17 protein-coding genes are annotated in these 18,508 nt (G+C 63.6%); 9 read left to right on the top strand and 8 right to left on the bottom strand.

Going from position 1 to position 18,508, the window contains the following annotated elements:
* Window positions 1–264: 264 nt before the first annotated feature.
* The 5 genes from CXQ80_RS20150 to dksA form a co-directional block, all read right to left on the bottom strand.
* The gene (locus CXQ80_RS20150) at window positions 265–1,716 is read right to left on the bottom strand and encodes a sigma-54 dependent transcriptional regulator (RefSeq protein ID WP_101322142.1); all 1,452 of its coding nucleotides are present in this window, start codon (window positions 1,714–1,716) and stop codon (window positions 265–267) included.
* A gap of 4 nt (window positions 1,717–1,720) precedes the next feature.
* A complete protein-coding gene (locus tag CXQ80_RS20145; RefSeq protein ID WP_178080795.1) occupies window positions 1,721–4,696 on the bottom strand; it encodes a sensor histidine kinase in 2,976 nt (991 codons plus the stop codon).
* Window positions 4,680–4,856, bottom strand: a complete 177-nt coding sequence (locus tag CXQ80_RS20140; RefSeq protein WP_003250005.1) for a hypothetical protein — start codon at window positions 4,854–4,856, stop codon at window positions 4,680–4,682. Before CXQ80_RS20140 ends, CXQ80_RS20145 begins: the two co-directional genes overlap by 17 nt.
* 171 nt (window positions 4,857–5,027) lie before the next feature.
* Window positions 5,028–5,915, bottom strand: coding sequence for a tRNA glutamyl-Q(34) synthetase GluQRS (gene gluQRS / locus CXQ80_RS20135; protein WP_101322140.1), 888 nt, complete (start codon window positions 5,913–5,915; stop codon window positions 5,028–5,030).
* A 64-nt stretch (window positions 5,916–5,979) separates the two neighbouring features.
* Window positions 5,980–6,426, bottom strand: a complete 447-nt coding sequence (dksA, locus tag CXQ80_RS20130) for an RNA polymerase-binding protein DksA (protein ID WP_101322139.1) — start codon at window positions 6,424–6,426, stop codon at window positions 5,980–5,982.
* 214 nt (window positions 6,427–6,640) lie between these two features.
* On the opposite strand from dksA, the gene CXQ80_RS20125 reads away from it, so the two are divergent.
* Both CXQ80_RS20125 and sfsA read left to right on the top strand, forming a co-directional pair.
* On the top strand, window positions 6,641–7,813 hold the full coding sequence (locus tag CXQ80_RS20125) for a pyridoxal phosphate-dependent aminotransferase (RefSeq protein ID WP_101322138.1): 1,173 nt from the start codon (window positions 6,641–6,643) through the stop codon (window positions 7,811–7,813).
* Window positions 7,813–8,526, top strand: coding sequence for a DNA/RNA nuclease SfsA (gene sfsA, locus CXQ80_RS20120; protein ID WP_101322137.1), 714 nt, complete (start codon window positions 7,813–7,815; stop codon window positions 8,524–8,526). The genes CXQ80_RS20125 and sfsA overlap by 1 nt, the downstream gene beginning before the upstream one ends.
* Here the strand turns inward: sfsA and CXQ80_RS20115 are convergent.
* On the bottom strand, window positions 8,516–8,833 hold the full coding sequence (locus tag CXQ80_RS20115) for a Rieske 2Fe-2S domain-containing protein (protein ID WP_101322136.1): 318 nt from the start codon (window positions 8,831–8,833) through the stop codon (window positions 8,516–8,518). The two genes, sfsA and CXQ80_RS20115, sit on opposite strands and share 11 nt — an antisense overlap.
* A gap of 161 nt (window positions 8,834–8,994) precedes the next feature.
* Between CXQ80_RS20115 and CXQ80_RS20110 the strand changes: the two genes are divergently transcribed.
* Genes CXQ80_RS20110 through CXQ80_RS20095 form a run of 4 tightly spaced genes read left to right on the top strand, consistent with a single transcriptional unit; the run spans window position 8,995 to window position 12,582 of the window.
* Window positions 8,995–9,876 (top strand): hemin ABC transporter substrate-binding protein, encoded by an 882-nt coding sequence (locus tag CXQ80_RS20110; RefSeq protein ID WP_101322135.1) that lies wholly within the window; start codon window positions 8,995–8,997, stop codon window positions 9,874–9,876.
* A 50-nt stretch (window positions 9,877–9,926) separates the two neighbouring features.
* Window positions 9,927–10,910 (top strand): iron ABC transporter permease, encoded by a 984-nt coding sequence (locus CXQ80_RS20105; RefSeq protein ID WP_178080846.1) that lies wholly within the window; start codon window positions 9,927–9,929, stop codon window positions 10,908–10,910.
* A complete protein-coding gene (locus tag CXQ80_RS20100) occupies window positions 10,910–11,677 on the top strand; it encodes a heme ABC transporter ATP-binding protein (protein ID WP_101322133.1) in 768 nt (255 codons plus the stop codon). Before CXQ80_RS20105 ends, CXQ80_RS20100 begins: the two co-directional genes overlap by 1 nt.
* A gap of 11 nt (window positions 11,678–11,688) precedes the next feature.
* Window positions 11,689–12,582, top strand: coding sequence for a ChaN family lipoprotein (locus tag CXQ80_RS20095; protein WP_101322132.1), 894 nt, complete (start codon window positions 11,689–11,691; stop codon window positions 12,580–12,582).
* A gap of 205 nt (window positions 12,583–12,787) precedes the next feature.
* Here the strand turns inward: CXQ80_RS20095 and CXQ80_RS20090 are convergent, their stop codons facing one another.
* Both CXQ80_RS20090 and CXQ80_RS20085 read right to left on the bottom strand, forming a co-directional pair.
* A complete protein-coding gene (locus tag CXQ80_RS20090; protein ID WP_101322131.1) occupies window positions 12,788–13,066 on the bottom strand; it encodes a TfoX/Sxy family protein in 279 nt (92 codons plus the stop codon).
* Between the two features lie 154 nt (window positions 13,067–13,220).
* On the bottom strand, window positions 13,221–14,783 hold the full coding sequence (locus CXQ80_RS20085; RefSeq protein WP_101322130.1) for a bifunctional aminoglycoside phosphotransferase/ATP-binding protein: 1,563 nt from the start codon (window positions 14,781–14,783) through the stop codon (window positions 13,221–13,223).
* Between the two features lie 108 nt (window positions 14,784–14,891).
* Here CXQ80_RS20085 and mrcB point away from each other — a divergent pair, with 108 nt between their 5' ends.
* From mrcB to CXQ80_RS20070, 3 genes are read left to right on the top strand one after another with little or no spacing between them, the layout of a single operon-like run.
* Window positions 14,892–17,213, top strand: coding sequence for a penicillin-binding protein 1B (gene mrcB / locus CXQ80_RS20080; protein WP_101322129.1), 2,322 nt, complete (start codon window positions 14,892–14,894; stop codon window positions 17,211–17,213).
* 60 nt (window positions 17,214–17,273) lie between these two features.
* Entirely contained in the window at window positions 17,274–18,029 is a 756-nt protein-coding gene (locus tag CXQ80_RS20075) for a M48 family metallopeptidase (protein WP_101322128.1), read from the top strand.
* On the top strand, window positions 18,029–18,361 hold the full coding sequence (locus CXQ80_RS20070) for a YqcC family protein (RefSeq protein ID WP_101322127.1): 333 nt from the start codon (window positions 18,029–18,031) through the stop codon (window positions 18,359–18,361). The genes CXQ80_RS20075 and CXQ80_RS20070 overlap by 1 nt, the downstream gene beginning before the upstream one ends.
* The last annotated feature ends 147 nt before the right edge of the window (window positions 18,362–18,508 follow it).

Below are 18,508 nucleotides of genomic sequence, written 5' to 3'. Positions count from 1 at the left end.
TTCTTGTACCAAAGATATAGCAGGTGCCGTGCCAACTTTTGAAAACCCAGCAAATACGGGGGTTTTCCGGGTTTTGCTCAGGTCGAGAGCGGAGCAAATGTAGAAATTTCGTTACCGTACGCCTCGGTAGCTGTTACGGCGGTCGGGGATGGGTAACAGATTTTTGCAGGTGCGCTGGGGTGTTACCTGCACAAACGCAAACGGGGCAAGCCCTCTGCCACGGTAACCCCGTGGTAGACGGCTTGCCCCGTTATTGGGCGCCGATCAATTGTCGCTGGTGGCGTTGCTCTTGCGCCGTGGGATGCCCAGGCGCTGGCGCCGCTCCCACAGGCATTTACGGCTGACGCCAAGCTTGCGCGCCAGTTCGGTCTCGGTCATGTGGTCCTGATGCTCGAGCACGAAGTGCTGGAAGTAGTCTTCCAGCGACAGATCCTCGGTCGGCTCGTGGCTGGCGTTACCGGCACTGACGCTGCCCAGGGCGGACATGCCGTCAAGCAGGTCATCGTCGTCCAGGTCACTCAGCTCGATGTCGATGCCCAGCAGCTCGGCGGAAATTTCCGGGCTCTCGCTGAGGATCACCGAGCGCTCGACCGCGTTTTCCAACTCGCGCACGTTACCCGGCCAGCTGTAATGACGAATCGCCTGCTCGGCCTCGCTGGAGAAGTGCAGGTCATCGCGACCGATGCGTGCGCTCTGGCGGGCGAGGAAGGCGCTGGCGATTTCGTTGACGTCACTGCCGCGCTCGCGCAAGGCCGGCAGCTTGAGGGCGATCACGTGCAGGCGGTAATAAAGGTCTTCGCGGAATTGGCCGACCTTGGCCAGGTTTTTCAGGTCACGGTGGGTCGCAGCGATCAGGCGCACGTCGACCTTTTGCGATTGCACCGCGCCAACCCGGCGGATCTCGCCTTCCTGCAGCACGCGCAACAGGCGCGCCTGGGCTTCGAGTGGCAGCTCGCCGATTTCATCGAGGAACAGCGTGCCGCCGTCAGCCGCTTCGACCAAACCGGCACGGCCGGCGCTGGCGCCGGTGAACGCGCCTTTTTCGTGGCCGAACAGTTCCGACTCGATCAAGGTTTCAGGGATGGCTGCGCAGTTGACCGAAATCATCGGCGCCTTGGCCCGTCGCGACAGATTGTGCAGTGCGCGTGCGACCAGCTCTTTGCCGGTACCCGACTCACCCTGGATCAACACATTGGAGTCGGTCGGTGCCACTTTGCGGATCTTGCTGTAGAGGTCCTGCATCGGCGCGCAGGTGCCAATGATGCCGATCTCGCCGTTGGCAGCATTGTGGCTGCCCTTGTCGGCAACAGCCGGTTTGCCGTTGCTGCGCGGCTCGAGGCTGCTGGTGGCGGCCGCCGGGGCGTTCTGGCGATCACGCAGAATGCGCGCAACTGCCTGCAGCATCTCGTCGTGGTCGAACGGCTTGGCGATGTAATCGACCGCGCCCATTTTCATCGAGTCCACTGCCGAGCGCAGGCTGGCGTAGCTGGTCATGATCAGCACCGGGATGCCCTGGCCTAGCTTGATCAGCTCGGTGCCGGGGGCGCCAGGCAGGCGCAGGTCGCTGACGATCAGGTCAAATGTGGCAATGCTGAAGCGTTCCTGGGCTTCCTGCACCGAGCCCGCTTCGCTGACCTGGTACTGGTTGCGTTCAAGCAGACGACGCAAGGCCGAGCGGATGATGGTTTCGTCTTCGACGATCAGAATATGCGGCATTGATTCAATTCTCTCGACGGTCGCGAATTTCAGGGGACGTCGCTACGACATGCCGGGGCAGGGTCACGCGGATCCGGGTGCCACGCTGCCGTTCGATATCGGCGGGGCTGTCGATGGTGATTTGCCCATAATGCTCTTCCACGATGGAATAGACCAGTGCAAGCCCCAGTCCGGTTCCCTCGCCAGGGTCCTTGGTGGTGAAGAACGGTTCGAACAGGCGGTCCATGATGTTTTTCGGAATGCCGCTGCCCTCGTCCTCGACCACCAGGTCGACGGTGTGCTCGCTGACTTCACTGCGCACGCGCACGGCACTGCCGGCGGGCGAGGCATCACGGGCGTTGGACAGCAGGTTGATGAGCACCTGGGCGAGGCGCTGTGGGTCACCCTCGGCCCAGTGATCCGGGTCGCACAGGTTGAAGAACTGCACCTCGAAATTGCGCCGGTTGAGGGCCAGCAGGCCGATCGCGTCCTGGGCGACTTCAGCCAGGCATACCGGTTCTTCGTTGTTCTGATGGCTGCCGCCGGCATGGGCGAAGCTCATCAATGACTGGACGATGCGCGAGACGCGTTTGGTCTGCTCGATGATCTGGCTGGACAGCTCGGTGATCTCGCCATCGTCCTCACGCTCTTCGCGCAGGTTCTGCGCCAGGCAGGCGATGCCGGTGATCGGGTTGCCGATCTCGTGGGCGACCCCGGCGGCAAGGCGGCCAATGCTGGCCAGGCGCTCGGAATGCACCAGTTTGTCTTCCAGCGCCTGGGTATCGGTGAGGTCCTCGACCAGCAGCACCAGGCCGCTGTTGCCCGGTGCCAAAGGCTCGTCGATGGCGGCTTTGTGCAGGTTGAGCCAGCGGGTCTGGCCGTCGAGGCCCAGGCGCTGCTTGTGCAGGTGCTCGTCGGGCAGGTCGATAAAGCCCTGCAGCAGCCCGCGCCAGGGCTCGGCGATGGTGACCAGGCGCGAGCCGACCACGTGCTTGGCGGCAATCCCGGTCAGCTCTTCCATGGCCTTGTTCCACATCAGGATCTCTTGATCCTTGGCCAGCGAGCAGACGCCCATGGGCAGCTCCTGCAAGGTCTGGCGGTGGTAACGGCGCAGCGCATCGAGCTCGGCGGCCAGGCCGGTCAGGCGCGAGTGGTAATCCTCAAGACGGCTTTCGATGAAGTGGATATCTTCGGTTACGTAATTTTCGTTGCCGGATTTGTACGGCAAGAAGGTTTCGACCATGTCCTGCGCAACGCTTGGGCCCATCAGGCCGGACAGGTTGGCCTCGATGCGATCGCGTAGACGGCGCAGGGCGTAAGGGCGGCGTTCGTCGAACGGCAGGTACAAGTCGCGCAGGGCTTGCTCGACTTCTTTTTGCGCGGCCTTGGCGCCCAGCGGTTTGGCCAGCTGGGTGGCGAACTCCTGCGGCGAAGCGGCGTGCAGTTCACGCCGCTGTGGCCGGCGCACGTTGTCGACCGCACAGGCTTCAGCGGCGCTGACTTCTTCACTGCTGGCGTTGGTGAACAGCGAGATCAGCGTGAACAGCAAGACGTTGGCGGCCAGCGACGCAATCGCCGCCATGTGCCAGCTGGTGTCGTCAAGCACATAGATCATGTCCAGCAGCGGGATATAGAAGCCCTGCAGGTTGCCCAGCAGCGGCAACAGCATAGTCACCATCCACACCAGCATGCCCGCCAGCAGGCCGGCGATGAAGCCACGGCGGTTGGCGGTCGGCCAATACAGCACCGAAAGCACGCCGGGGAGGAACTGCAAGGTGGCGACAAAGGCAACGATGCCGAGGTTGGCCAGACTCTGGTGGTTGTTCTGGGTCAGGTAGAAGACGAAGCCGGCGGTGATGATGGCGACGATCAGCGCGCGCCGGGTCCACTTCAGCCAGCGATAGATATTGCCTTCGGCCGGTGGCTGATACAGCGGTAGCACCAGGTGGTTGAGGGCCATGCCCGACAGCGCCAGGGTGGTGACGATGATCAGCCCGCTGGAAGCCGACAAACCGCCGACGTAAGCCAGCAGTGCCAGTGCTTCATTATTGGCGGCAATGCCCAGGCCAAGGGTGAAATACTCGGGGTTGGTGCTCGCGCCCAGGCGCAGCCCTGCCCACAGGATCAGCGGCACGGCCAGGCTCATCAGCAGCAGGAACAACGGCAGGCCCCAGCTGGCGCTGACCAGTGCGCGCGGGCTGAGGTTTTCGGTAAAGGCCATGTGGTACATGTGCGGCATGACGATCGCCGAGGCGAAGAACACCAGCAGCAACGTGCGCCATGGGCCCTCCTGCAGTGGCGTGTGCAGCGCGGCGAGGGCGGTCTGGTTTTGCAGCAGCCACACTTCCAGGCCGTGTGGGCCGCCGAACACACCATACAGCGCATACAGGCCGACCCCGCCGAGGGCGATCAGCTTGATCACCGACTCGAAGGCGATGGCGAACACCAGCCCTTCGTGTTTCTCGCGGGTGGCGATATGGCGCGAGCCGAAGAAGATGGTGAACAGGGTGATCAGCGCACAAAAGGCGAACGCGACCCGAGCCTTGACCGGCTCGCCGGTGAGGATATTGATCGAGTCGGCCACCGCCTGGATCTGCAGGGCCAGCAGCGGCAGCACGCCAATCAACATGAAGATGGTGGTCAGCGCGCCGGCCCAGGTGCTGCGAAAGCGAAACGCGAGCAGGTCGGCCAGGGATGACAGCTGGTAGGTGCGGGTGATCTTCAGGATCGGATAGAGCAGCACCGGCGCCAGCAGAAACGCCCCCGACACGCCCAGGTAACAGGCAAGAAAGCCGTAGCCATACTGATAGGCCAGGCCGACCGAGCCATAGAAGGCCCAGGCGCTGGCATAGACGCCGAGCGACAAGGTATAGGTCAGCGGGTGACGGATGACCGAACGCGGGATCAGCCCGCGCTCGCTGATCCAGGCCACGCCGAACAGTACCAGCAGGTACCCGGCGCTGATCAGGATCATCTGGGTCAGGCTAAAGCTCATCGGCATCTCGTTGGCTCTGCAGGATGAAGGTGACGACGATCAGGATCAGCCACAGCAGGTACGGGCGGTACCAGGCGCCGGTGGGCTCGATCCACCAGTCCATGATGGCCGGCGAGAACAGGTAGATCCCGACCACCAGCAGCAGGACCAAGCGATAGATGTACATGCGGGCCTCGATGAGTGGGCGCTGCGGATTTGCACTTATTATTGGCGCAAATCGGCGCCAATGGCCGGGCCGATGCTAGCGGGATTCTACGGCTGTGGGCAAGAAATTGAATTTGCTCGATTTTTACCGCGCGCCAAGGGCTGCAGCGAGCCCACGGCGCGGGACCGGCAACTAGCGCAGATCAGCCTCGGCCAGGGTCAGCTGGCGGGCGATGGCCTCAGGGCGCCAACGCTGGCGCGCGATCTCCAGCACCTCAGCCGGGCTGGCCTGCTCAAGCGCAGGCTCGGTCGCTTGGCCCAGTGCACGCAGCGCGCGCAGCAGGAGAGGGGTGGCCTGCTCAGGTGCCAGCGGTGGCGAGCGGTACGATTTACCCAACTTGTGCCCGTCGGGCTGGATCAGCAACGGGATGTGCAGGTAGCGCGGCTGGCAAAACCCCAGCAGTTCTTGCAGGTACAGCTGACGCGGGGTGTTGTCGAGCAAATCGGCGCCTCGCACGATGTCGGTAACGCCTTGCCAGGCATCGTCCAACACCACCGCCAGCTGGTAGGCGTACAAACCATCGCGGCGTTGGATGATGAAGTCGCCGACTTCGCGGCCCAGGTGCTGGGCGAACGGCCCTTGCACACGGTCATCGAAGCGATAGCTCAGCTCCGGCACGCGCAAGCGGATCGCCGCGCCCTCGCGGGCGTGACCGGCGTTGCGACAAGTGCCAGGGTAGATGCCGTTGCTGCCCTCCAGTTGCTTGCGCGAGCAGGTGCAGGCGTAAGCCAGCCCCTGACGGAACAGGTGCTCGACCACGTCGGCATAGGCAGCATGGCGCTGGCTCTGGTACACCACCTGGCCGTCCCAGTGCAGGCCGTAGCCCTCGAGGGTGCGCAGGATCGCATCGCGGGCGCCGGGCATCTCGCGCGGCGGGTCGGTGTCTTCCATGCGCAGCAGCCAGCGGCCATTGACGGCGCGGGCGTCCAGCCACGAGGCCAGGGCGGCCACCAGCGAGCCGAAGTGCAGGAAACCACTGGGGGTAGGGGCGAAGCGCCCGACGTAGGGGGAGGCAGTCATGGTTTACGTCATCTTCACAATGAAAAACGGGGCGCCTGAGCGCCCCGTTCGATGAAAAGCACGATCAGGCTTTGCCGACCTGCTTTTCTTTCTTCTCTGCCACTTCCTTGCAATCGAAGCACAGGTCAGCGGTAGGGCGAGCTTCCAGACGGCGCAGGCCGATCTCGATGCCACAGGCTTCGCACCAGCCGTATTCCTCGTCGACAATCAACTGCAGGGTCTTGTCGATCTTCTTGATCAGCTTGCGCTCGCGATCGCGGGCGCGCAGTTCAAGGGCGAACTCTTCCTCTTGCGAGGCACGGTCCGCTGGGTCGGCAAAGTTGGCCGCCTCTTCTTTCATATGGTCAACGGTCTTGTCGACGCCGATCATCAACTCTTGCTTCCAAGCACTCAGGATCTTGGTGAAGTGCTTGCGCATGGGTTCACCCATGTACTCTTCACCCTTGCTCTCCTGATAGGGCTCAACCCCATAAAGGTTCTGACTGGCTTTTTGCTTTTCTAGGGTGGACATGAATAGACCGCCTCTCACTCATCTGATCCAATGCGCAGGATGCTCCATCTCCGGCGACCGCCGGCCCTGCGACTGCGAGCCGCCGAACTTACCAGATAGATCGGGGGTGCGCTACCCCGGCCGATCTCACTGTTGACAGCGGCCCGCGCTACGCGTTCAGTGGCATGTTGACGCTTGATTCACCAGTCTAGATGCATTTCATAGAAGGCCCACAATGGCTCAGTCCTACAGCGCGCGCAGCCGCGCCATCGAACCTTTCCATGTCATGGCCCTGTTGGCCCGCGCCAACGAGCTGCAGGCCGCCGGCCATGACGTGATCCATCTGGAAATCGGCGAGCCGGATTTCACCACCGCCGCGCCGATCGTCGCTGCCGGCCAGGCTGCGCTGGCGGCGGGGCATACCCGTTACACCGCCGCGCGCGGGCTACCCGCACTGCGCGAAGCGATCTCTGCCTTTTATGGCAAGCGCTACGGGCTGGACATCGACCCGCAGCGCATCCTGATTACGCCAGGCGGCTCGGGCGCGCTGCTGTTGGCCAGCAGCTTGCTGGTCGACCCCGGCAAACACTGGCTGCTGGCAGACCCGGGCTACCCGTGCAATCGGCATTTCCTGCGGCTGGTCGAGGGCGCCGCGCAGTTGGTGCCGGTCGGGCCAGAGGTCAATTATCAGCTGACCGCCGAGTTGGTCGCGCAGCACTGGAACCAGGACAGCGTCGGTGTGCTGGTGGCCTCGCCGGCCAACCCCACCGGTACCGTGCTCGACCGCGATGAACTGGCCGGCCTGGCGCAAGCGATACGCGCCCGTGATGGCCATCTGGTGGTGGACGAGATCTATCACGGCCTGACCTACGGTATGGATGCGCCGAGTGTGCTCGAAGTGGCCGATGACGCCTTTGTGCTGAACAGTTTTTCCAAATATTTCGGCATGACCGGCTGGCGCCTGGGCTGGCTGGTCGCGCCGCCGCAGGCGGTGGCCGATCTGGAGAAGCTTGCGCAAAACCTCTACATCAGCGCCCCAAGCATGGCCCAGCACGCCGCGCTGGCCTGTTTCGAGGAGGACACCCTGGCCATTCTCGACCAGCGCCGTGGCGAATTTGCCAAGCGCCGCGACTATTTGCTGCCGGCGTTGCGCAACCTTGGCTTCGGCATCGCCGTCGAGCCGCAAGGCGCCTTCTATCTATATGCCGACATCAGCAAGTTCGGTGGCGACGCCTTCGCCTTCTGCCGGCACTTCCTCGAAACCGAGCATCTGGCGTTTACTCCGGGCCTGGACTTCGGCCGCCATCAGGCTGGGCACCATGTGCGCTTCGCCTATACCCAGAGCTTGCCGCGGCTGGAACAGGCGGTTGAGCGGTTGGCCCGCGGCCTGCGTAGTTGGCAAGGCTGATGGCGCAGTTTCCTCAACTGGAACAGGGCCGCCTGCTGCGCCGCTACAAGCGCTTTCTGGCCGATATCGAACTGGCCAACGGCGAGCTGCTGACCATTCACTGCCCCAATACCGGTTCGATGCTCAACTGCATGCGCGAAGGCGGGCAGGTCTGGTTCAGTCGCTCCAACGACCCCAAGCGCAAGCTGCCCGGCACCTGGGAAATCAGCGAGACGCCACAGGGCCGGCTGGCCTGCATCAATACGGGCCGGGCCAACGCACTGGTTGAAGAGGCTTTGCACGCCGGGGTGATCAGCGAGCTGGCCGGGTTTACCGCACTCAAGCGCGAGGTGGCCTATGGCAGCGAGCGCAGCCGGATTGATTTTCGTCTGGAGTTTGCCAGTGGGCCTGCCTATGTCGAGGTCAAGAGTGTCACCCTCGGCTACCCGGACAGCGCAGTGGCGGCGTTTCCCGATGCCGTCACCCAGCGCGGTGCCAAGCATCTGCGCGAGCTGGCGGCACTGGCCCGCCAGGGGATCCGTGCGGTGCAGCTGTATTGCGTCAATCTCAGCGGGATCGAAGCGGTGCGGCCTGCCGAAGAAATCGATGCCGCCTACGCCACGGCGTTGCGCGCAGCTGTTGCCGAAGGCGTCGAGGTGATCGCCTACGGCACCTGCCTGGATGCCCAGCAGATTCGCATCGACCGCCCGCTGCCGGTGTTGCTCACGCGCTGAGCCAGATGCCCTGGCTGTCTTCATGGCAGGCCAGGGCGTGCAGCTGCTCGCCCTCGCACGGGCCGGCCACGCACTCGCCACTCTCGATCAGAAACAGCGCCCCATGCTGGGCGCAGTGGATCAGGCTGGCACTGGCATCCAGAAACGTGTCGTCTGCCCAGTTCAACGGGATGCCCTTGTGCGGGCAGCGGTTGCGATAGACAAACACCTGGCCGTGGCGACGCACGGCAAACAGCGCCTGGCCTGCTACGTTGAATGCACGGCTGTGGCCTTCAGCAAGTTGCTCGGAAGTACATAGAAGCTGCATCGCGGGAAATCGTCCTGCGGTAAAAGGTTGGCACAAGGCAGCGCTTGACGCTCAATGAGAATAATTATCAAACTGTGCGCTGTTGCGTTGGCCGACTATGGTGCGCAGTTCTGTCGTGTGCCACAAGGCGCACGGCCTGTCTTCTGTAAAGGAATCCGCTTATGCGCCGTCCTGCTGCTCTGCTTGCCCTGTGCGCTGCACTTGTTATGTCCACTCAGACGGCGGCTGCCGAACTACCGCAGCGCTGGGTCAGTGCCGGCGGTGCCTTGAGTGAGTGGATCAGCGCGCTGGGTGGTGAGCAGCGGCTGGTCGGTGTCGATACCACCAGTCAGCATCCCGAGGCACTGACTGCGCTGCCGAGCATCGGCTATCAGCGCCAATTGTCGGCCGAGGGCATCCTCAGCCTGCGTCCTGATCTGCTGGTCGGCACCGACGAAATGGGCCCGCCGCCGGTGCTGGCGCAGATTCGCCAGGCCGGGGTGCGGGTGGAGGTGTTCTCGAGCAAGCCTGAGCTGGCGGCACTGGATGCCAACCTTGAGAAACTGGGCCGTCTGCTTGGCGAAGACGGCCGCGCCGGGCTGCTCGCTGGACAGTTCCATCATGAGCTGGACGCCGTACAGACCAAGGTCAAACAGGCGCAGGCTGCGCAGAAAGCGCCCGGTGTGTTGCTGCTGGTCGGCCATGCCGGTGCCAAGCCATTGATCGCCGGCGCGGGTACGGCAGGGGACTGGCTGCTGGGCCAGGCCGGCGGGCGTAACCTGGCCGAGCATCAGGGCTACAAGAACTTCTCGGTCGAGGCACTGGCAGCGCTCGACCCCGACGTGGTGGTGATTGCCGACCGCAGCTTGAGTGGTGAGCAGGCGGTGCAAGCGCTGCTCAAGGAAAATCCAGGCCTGGCCAGCTCGCGCGCGGTGCGCGAGAACCGCCTGGTGTCGCTGGACCCAACCCTGTTGGTGGGCGGCCTCGGCCCGCGTCTGCCGGCGACTCTGCAGCAGCTGGCGGGTGAGTTCTATCCACAGGCCAAGGCCAGCTTCGCCCCATGAAACAGAGGGTTCAGCCGCGCACCTTGTTCATCGGTCTGAGCCTGCTCTGCCTGCTCGCAGTATGGCTGTCGCTGGCGCTGGGGCCGGTCAGCCTGCCATTGCTGGATACCCTGCGCGCCGGCTTGCGCCTGCTCGGCGTGCCGATTGCCGCTGATGGGCTGGAGCAGGCCGAGCTGATCCTGGGGCAGATCCGCCTGCCGCGGACCTTGCTCGGGCTGGCGGTGGGCGCCGTGCTGGCGTTGTCCGGAGTGGCCATGCAAGGCCTGTTTCGCAACCCGCTGGCGGACCCGGGGCTGGTCGGCGTGGCTAGCGGTGCTGCGCTCGGCGCCGCTATTGCGATTGTCGGCGGCAGTTGGCTGGGCGGTATCCCGGAGTGGTTTGCGCCGTATCTGCTGTCGGTATGTGCCTTTGCCGGTGGCCTTGGAGTCACCGCGCTGGTCTACCGGCTGGGCCGGCGTGACGGTCAAACCAATGTCGCCACGATGCTGCTGGCCGGTATCGCGCTGACTGCCCTGGCCGGCTCGGCAGTGGGCTTGTTCACCTATCTGGCCGATGACGCCACCCTGCGCACCTTGACCTTCTGGAACCTGGGCAGCCTTAACGGCGCCAGCTATGCCCGGCTGTGGCCGTTGCTGGTGGTGACCCTCGCCGTGGCGCTGTGGCTGCCCAGGCGGGCGCAGGCACTCAATGCCTTGCTGTTGGGCGAGTCGGAGGCGCGGCATCTGGGCGTCGAGGTCGAGTCACTGAAGCGCGAGCTGGTGTTCTGCACGGCCTTGGGCGTAGGCGCAGCAGTGGCCGCCGCCGGCCTGATCGGCTTTATCGGGCTGGTGGTGCCGCACTTGGTGCGGCTGCTGGCCGGGCCTGATCACCGGCTGCTGCTGCCCGCTTCATTGCTTGCCGGCGGCTCGCTGCTACTGTTCGCTGACCTGGTCGCACGGCTGGCGCTGGCGCCCGCCGAACTGCCGATCGGCATCGTTACTGCGTTCATTGGGGCGCCGTTCTTTTTGCTGTTGCTGCTCAAGGGGCGCCACTGATGCTCGAAGCCAAAGGCCTGCACTTGCAGCGTGGTAGCACCGAAGTGCTGCACGATATAAGCCTGAGCGTGAAGCCTGGGCAGATCCTTGGTGTGCTGGGCCCCAATGGCGCTGGCAAGAGCAGCCTGCTCGGCGCGCTGTGTGGTGAACTGATCCCCAGCCAGGGCCAGGTGCGCCTTGGCGGGCGGGGCCTGGCCGAATGGGCCGGGCAGGCGCGGGCACGGCAATTGGCGGTGCTGCCGCAGGTGTCCAGCCTTGGCTTTGCCTTTCGCGTTGAAGAAGTGGTCGGTCTTGGCCGCTTGCCCCATGCCAGCGGCCAGCAGCGTGACCGCGAGATCATCGAAGCTGCGCTGCACGCCGCAGATGCCCAGCACCTGCTTGCGCGCAGTTACCTGGCGTTGTCGGGCGGTGAGCGCCAGCGTGTGCATCTGGCGCGGGTGCTGGCGCAATTATGGCCAGGCGAGGCGGGCGCGACGCTGCTGCTCGATGAACCCACCTCGATGCTCGACCCGCTGCACCAGCACACCACCTTGCAGGCCGTGCGCAGCTTTGCCGACCGCGGCGCGGCGGTACTGGTAATCCTGCATGACCTGAACCTGGCCGCGCGCTACTGTGACCAGCTGATGCTGCTCGAGCACGGCTGTTGCCACGCCCTGGCCAGTCCGCGCGAGGTCCTGACGCCAGAGGCGCTGAAGGCTGTGTTCGGCATCGATGTGCTGGTGCAGGATCATCCTGAACGCGGCCACCCGCTGATCATCATGCGCTAAGGAGCTTGCCCATGATCTGTCGTCTGTTGTTGCTTGGTTTGCTGGTTGTATTTGGCGGCTGTCAGGCGCGACAGGCCAGCCTGCCGCCGCTGCCCGTCTGGCAAGCCAGCGAGGGCCGCACCAGTGCACAACTGGGGCAGATTCGCGAACTCGCCAGTGGCCGCCTGCTCAGCCCTGAGCAACTGCTGGATGAGTTGGCGCAGGCGCCGCGGGTGCTGGTTGGAGAGAAGCACGACAACCCTGATCACCACGCGCTGCAGCTGTGGCTGCTAAAGGCGCTGCAGGCGCGCCGAGCGCAAGGCAGCCTGCTGTTGGAAATGCTCCAGCCCGAGCAGCAGGCGCGGGTCGACGCGGTGGCTGGCGCTGCGCAACTGCCGGCCGACCTGGCCAAAGCCCTGGCCTGGCAGGACGGCTGGGACTGGGCGCTGTACGGCCCGATCGTGCGCCAGGCGTTGCAGCAGTCGACCCCGCTGCTGGCGGCCAATCTGTCCACCAGCGAAATGCGCCAGGCCTACCGGCAGCCTGCTGCGCTGAGTGGCCAGCGCTCGAGTGCGCCTGCTGTCAAAGCCGAACTGCTCAAGCAAGTGCGTGAGGGGCACTGCGGGCTGCTGCCTGAAAGCCAGTTGCCGGCAATGCTCGCGGTGCAGCAGCAACGCGACCGGCGTATCGCCGAGCGGTTGCTGGCGGCAGCGCAACCGGCGTTACTGTTCGCCGGCAGTGCCCACGTGCGCAACGACCTCGGCGTGCCGCTGCATTTGGCTGATCTCGGCGCCAAGGGCGCGAGCAAAGTCTTGTTGCTGGCCGAAGTCGGCAGCGAAGTGCAGCCGGGCATGGCCGACTATGTCTGGTTTACGGCGGCGCTGCCAGAGCAGGACTACTGCGCCCAGTTACGCAGCCAGCACTGATCATCCGCGGCTAGCGGCGGCGCTTGAGCCCGAATCGCAGGCAAAAAAAGACCCGGCAAAAAGCCGGGTCAATAACCGTGATTAGCCTGATGAGGAGATAATCTGAGAGTCCGAACCAAGGTCTTTCAAATTACCCAACCAGTCTCGCGACCAGTTGTGATAATCATAACGATTCTCATTTCTACGTCAATCCCTTCGCTGCAATTTATTTAAGATTTTTCTGCAGCGTGCATTTTGCGTCCAGCTGCTGATTCAGAGCTTCCTTGCGTTCGGCCGGCAAATCATTCCAATGCATGTCGAGCAACGCCCCCTCGATTGCATACAGCAGGACCTTGGACGCGCGAAAGCCTCTACTCTTCACTGCCTGATAAGCGCCGACCGCGCCGAGCCTGCGCAAGTCGGATGCACTGTGGATGCCGACCGCATGCAACCACTGCGCAGAGGTCTTGCCGAGATTTTTCAGGTGCTGCAACTCATCGTTCATCGAGCCTCCTTGCGATGGCTGAACGGGGGCATATCGAAAATCGTGAGCAGGTCAGACAGGAGTGTAGCGGGGGTTGGCGAATTCGCCCGCAAAGCCCGCCGTGCGCGGCGGGCAGGGCAGCACAGGGCAATTGCTGCCCCGCGCTTTGGAGATGTTACAGGCCGGGCAGGCGCTGACGAATCTGCTCGATCACGGCGTCCATGGCGGCGCCCTGCTGGGTGTCGACGCGGGTGCTGTCGCGCAGCTCCTGATCGTCCAGCGGGTCGCGGCTGGCCTGCTGAGCCTTGACCACTTCAAGGGTGGCGTCGGAAGGGTCAAGCTGCTCAGCCTGACGCTGTGCCAGCCAGCTTTCGATGACCGCATCCGGCGCGTGGCAATCGAGGATCAGCAATGGCACCCCGGTCTGGTTGGCGACGCTGGCGGCGTCCTGGCGCTGTTCGCGCTTGAGGTAGGTGGCGTCGAGCACCACCGGGAAGCCCGCGCGCAGAATCACGTCGGCCAGTTGATGCAGACGCTTATAGGTAGCGGCACTGGCATCTTCGGCGTAAATGCCGCCTTGCAGTTGGCCGGCAGCCTGAGCCAGTTGTTCACCGAACAGGCGCTTGCGCTCGACATCGGAGCGCACGCGGATCGCCCCCAGTGCTTCGACCAGGCGCATCGACACGTGGCTTTTGCCCACAGCCGAAACGCCATGGGTGATCGCCAGCAGGCGTGAAGGGATGGCGCTGTAGCTTTCCGCCAGGTTGGCGTAGTTGCGGTAGGTGCGCAGGGTGGTGGCGCGCTGCACGCCATCTGCGTCGGCCGGCATGCTGAACAGGGCGACCTTGGCCCGCACCAGGGCGCGGTAGGCCTTGTAGAAGTTGAGCAGCTCCAGGCCCTGGTAGTCGCCGGTCAGTTCCAGGTACTGGCTGACGAAGCGCCGCGCCAGACACTTCAGGCCACGGTCTTCGAGGTCCATGGCGAGGAAGCCGGTGTCAGCCCAGACATCGGTCATGCGGAATGGCTCGTTGAACTCGATGCAGTCGAAGATCACCACCTTGCCGTCGATCACCGTGGCATTGCCCAAGTGGATGTCACCGTGGCATTCGCGGATGAAGCCGTCACGCTTGCGCGCCTCGAACAGGCCATGCAGGCGGTCGAAGCTGCTGCGGGCCCAGGCTTGCAGATTGTCCAGCTGCTGCAGGTCGGCCTTGTCGCTGAGGAACGGGCGAATCTGCTCGAAGTTCTGTTCGACCGGTGCCATCACGCTGTCCGGGGTGCCGAATGGCTGCTCGGCGGCGACTTTTGGCGTCTGCTGGTGGAATTCGGCAATCTGCCGCGCCATCTGGTCGATGTGGCTGGCGGTCAGTTCACCGTTGGCCTGCAGCGTGCTGAGCATGTTGCTCTGGGGGAACTGGCGCATGCGCAGGGCGAACTCGATCGGTGCACCTGCGCCGCCCAGTTGCGGCGCCTCGGCGCTGCCGGTGATCGGCAGCACGTCCAAGTACAGGTCGTCGGTCAGGCGCTGGTTCAGGCGCAGTTCTTCGTTACAAAAGTGTTCACGCTGGTCGAGGCCGGTGAAGTCGAGAAAACCGAAGTTCATCGGTTTCTTGATCTTGTAGGCGTACTCACCGGTGAGCAGGACCCAGGAGATGTGCGTCTCGATAAGCTGGAAGCCGCTGACCGGGTGCGGGTAAAGGGCGGGGTTCTGCAGGGCACTGATGAGGGCTTGGCTCACGGGCAATCCTTCCGGGATAAGGGAATTCGAATGCGCCATTATGGTCAATGGTGCCGTCCCTGCATACCGCCGGGCCTGCCTTGATTAAAGTGCGTATAATCCGCCGCCATGACTCGATCCCGAAATTCCCGTACTGCGCAAAAACGCTCGCCTGGTCGCTCGCGCGTCTGGCTGGGCTGGGCTCTCAAACTGAGCCTGGTCGGCCTGGTGCTGCTCGCCGGCTTTGCTATCTACCTCGATGCCATCGTCCAGGAGAAGTTCTCCGGCAAGCGCTGGACCATCCCGGCCAAGGTGTATGCCCGGCCGCTGGAGCTGTTCGTCGGCCAGAAGTTGAGCAAGGACGACTTCCTCACTGAGCTCGACGCCCTTGGCTACCGCCGTGAAACCGCGGCCAATGGCCCAGGCGCGGCGTCGGTCAACGGCAACAATGTCGACCTCAACACCCGCGGCTTCCAATTCTATGAAGGCCTGGAACCTGCGCAGTTCGTGCGTGTGCGCTTCTCGGGCGATTATGTGGCCGGCATGACTGGCGCCAATGGTGGCAAGCTCGATGTGGTCCGGCTCGAGCCGCTGATGATCGGCGGCATCTACCCGAAAAACCTCGAAGATCGCATCCTGATCAAGATCGATCAGGTGCCTCCGTACCTGCTGGAAACCCTGGTTGCCACCGAAGACCGCGACTTCTACAGCCACTTTGGTGTGTCACCCAAGGGCATCGCCCGGGCGATCTGGGTCAACACTTCGTCCGGCGCCATGCGCCAGGGCGGTAGTACCCTGACTCAACAGCTGGTGAAAAACTTCTACCTGACCAGCGAGCGCAGCCTGACGCGCAAGCTGACCGAAGCGATGATGGCCGTATTGCTCGAAATGCATTACGACAAGCGCGAGATTCTCGAGGCCTACCTCAACGAGGTCTTTGTCGGTCAGGATGGCCAACGTGCCGTGCACGGCTTCGGTCTGGCCAGCCAGTTCTTCTTCAGCCAGCCGCTGCAAGAGCTCAAACTGCACCAGATCGCCTTGCTGGTGGGCATGGTCAAGGGCCCGTCCTACTACAACCCGCGGCGCTCGCCTGAGCGTGCGCTGGTGCGCCGTAACCTGGTCCTCGACCTGTTGGCCGAGCAGGGTGTGGCCAGCCAGGAAGTAGTCGACGCGGCGAAGAAAATGCCACTGGGCGTGACCAAGCGCGGCAGCCTCGCCGATAGCTCGTTCCCGGCCTTCCTTGATCTGGTCAAGCGTCAGCTGCGCCAGGACTACCGAGACGAAGACTTGACCGAAGAAGGCCTGCGCATCTTCACCAGCTTCGATCCGATCCTGCAGATGAAGGCCGAGACTGCCATGAGCGAGACGTTCAAGCGTCTGGCCGGGCGCAAGGGCTCGGATGCGGTCGAGTCGGCGATGGTCGTGACCAATCCGGAAACCGGCGAAGTCCAGGCCTTGATCGGCAGCCGCCAGTCCGGCTTTGCCGGCTTCAACCGCGCCATTGATGCAGTACGCCCGATCGGCTCGCTGGTGAAGCCGGCGGTGTACCTCAGTGCACTGGAAAAACCGAGCAAGTACACCCTGACCAGTTGGCTGCAAGACGAGCCGTTCTCGGTCAAGGGTGCGGATGGCCAGGTCTGGCGTCCACAGAACTACGACCGCCGCGCGCATGGCACTATCTACCTGTATCAAGGCCTGGCCAACTCGTACAACCTGTCGACCGCCAAGCTAGGCCTGGAAGTCGGCGTGCCGAACGTGCTCAAGACCATCGGTCGGCTCGGCGTCAATGTCGACTGGCCGGCGTTCCCGTCGATGTTGCTCGGCGCTGGCGGGATGTCGCCGATGCAGGTCGCCACCATGTACCAAACCATCGCCAACGGTGGCTTCAACACGCCGATGCGCGGCATTCGCAGTGTGCTCACCGCCGAAGGCGAGCCGCTCAAGCGCTACCCGTTCCAGATCCAGCAGAGCTTCGACCCAGGTGCCATTTATCTGGTCCAGAACGCCATGCAGCGGGTCATGCGTGAAGGTACCGGGCGTTCGGTCTACAGTGTCCTGCCAAGCTCGCTGACGCTGGCCGGCAAGACCGGCACCAGTAACGATTCGCGCGACAGCTGGTTCTCCGGTTTCAGCCAGGATCTGCTGGCGGTGGTCTGGCTCGGCCGCGACGACAACGGCAAGACACCGTTCACCGGCGCCACCGGTGCGTTGCAGGTCTGGACCAGCTTCATGCGCAAGGCCGACCCGTTGCCACTGGACATGCCGCAGCCGGACAACATCGTCCAGGCCTGGATCGACCCATACAGCGGGCAGGGCTCGGACAGCAGCTGTCCGGGAGCAGTGCAGATGCCGTATATTCGCGGCAGCGAACCGGCCGCTGGCGCTGCCTGCGGTGGTGAACAGCAACCGGCCGACTCGGTCATGGATTGGGTCAAGGGTTGGATGAATTGAGCACTGCGGGCCGGCGGGGATGACCCACTGGCCCGTAGCCGCATTTAGAGAGGGTAACAAGTGAACAAGTGGTGGCTTCCTGCCTTGACCGCGCTGGCCATGCTCCATGGCTGCGCCAGCGTTCCACGCGGCAACATTCCGGTGGTCGACTCGAGCACCCGGGTATCCAACAGCGAGCGGGTCACCGCCAACCAGCGCACGCCGGTTACCGCCAATGGCACCAGCCAGGCGCAGTCGCTGCCTGAGGACTCCGGCGTGACCGTGATGATCCCGCAAGGCGCCGGTGCTTCGTCGATCCAGACCTTCCCGGCTGGCAACGCGGCGCCGATCAGCAGCGCGCCGATCGATACCACGCCGATTACCACCAACCCCAACCCGATTGCCGACGAGCCGTTCGACATCGCCTCGATGAACAGCACACCGGCGGCGACCAGTGCGCCTACCGGTATCCCGCGCAGCGCTCCAGCTGGCGGCCTGTCGGCTGACGAGCAGCTCGATGGCCCGGTACTGGCGCTGTTGACCACGGCCCAGCAGCAACAAGGCGGTGGCGACCTCAATGGCGCTTCGTCGAGCCTTGAGCGCGCCCAGCGCATTGCCCCGCGCGAGCCGCAGGTGCTGTTCCGCCTGGCCCAGGTGCGCCTGGCCCAGGGTGATTCGGCCCAGGCCGAGCAACTCGCACGCCGCGCGCTGACCTACGCCAATGGTCGCCCAAGCTTACAAGCGGAGCTGTGGAACACCATTGCCCAGGCCCGTGAGAAGCAGGGTGACAGCGCCGGTGCCGCTCTGGCTCGGCAGAAAGCCCGGGTCAATCTGTAATGGTCGAGCAACGCATTCTCGACATCGCCGACCATTTGCTGCTGATCGAGCACGAGTTGCGCAGTCAGGGCTGGTGGAGCGAGCAGGCACCCAGTGCCGAAGCACTGGCCAGTGTCACGCCGTTTGCGGTCGATGTGATGAGCTTTGAGCAGTGGCTGCAGTGGATTTTCCTGCCACGCATGGCGTTCATCCTCGAACACGCCCAGCCGCTGCCGAACGCCTCGGGCATTCTGGTAATGGCTGAAACGGTTTTCAGTGATCGCCCGGAGCAAAGTCGCGAGCTGCGCCGACTATTGGCTGAATTTGACCAATTGATCGGCACATCCGCCTGATTTCTGCTCTTTTTCAGACTAGAGCCGCAGATTGCGGCTCTTTTTTTGGTTTTTGTTTGGTTTTCTGCTGCTGTGAACTGTATTCGTGGTGGAACAAATTCATCTCGAGGAAAAATTGGCAATAATTTTTCTTGACATAACCTCGGC

The sequence above is a fragment of the Pseudomonas sp. 02C 26 genome (assembly GCF_002843585.1).
GTDB classification, from domain to species: Bacteria; Pseudomonadota; Gammaproteobacteria; order Pseudomonadales; family Pseudomonadaceae; genus Aquipseudomonas; species Aquipseudomonas shirazensis.
Note: the sequence above shows the minus strand (reverse complement) of the source record. Positions and strands in the feature narration are given on the sequence as shown.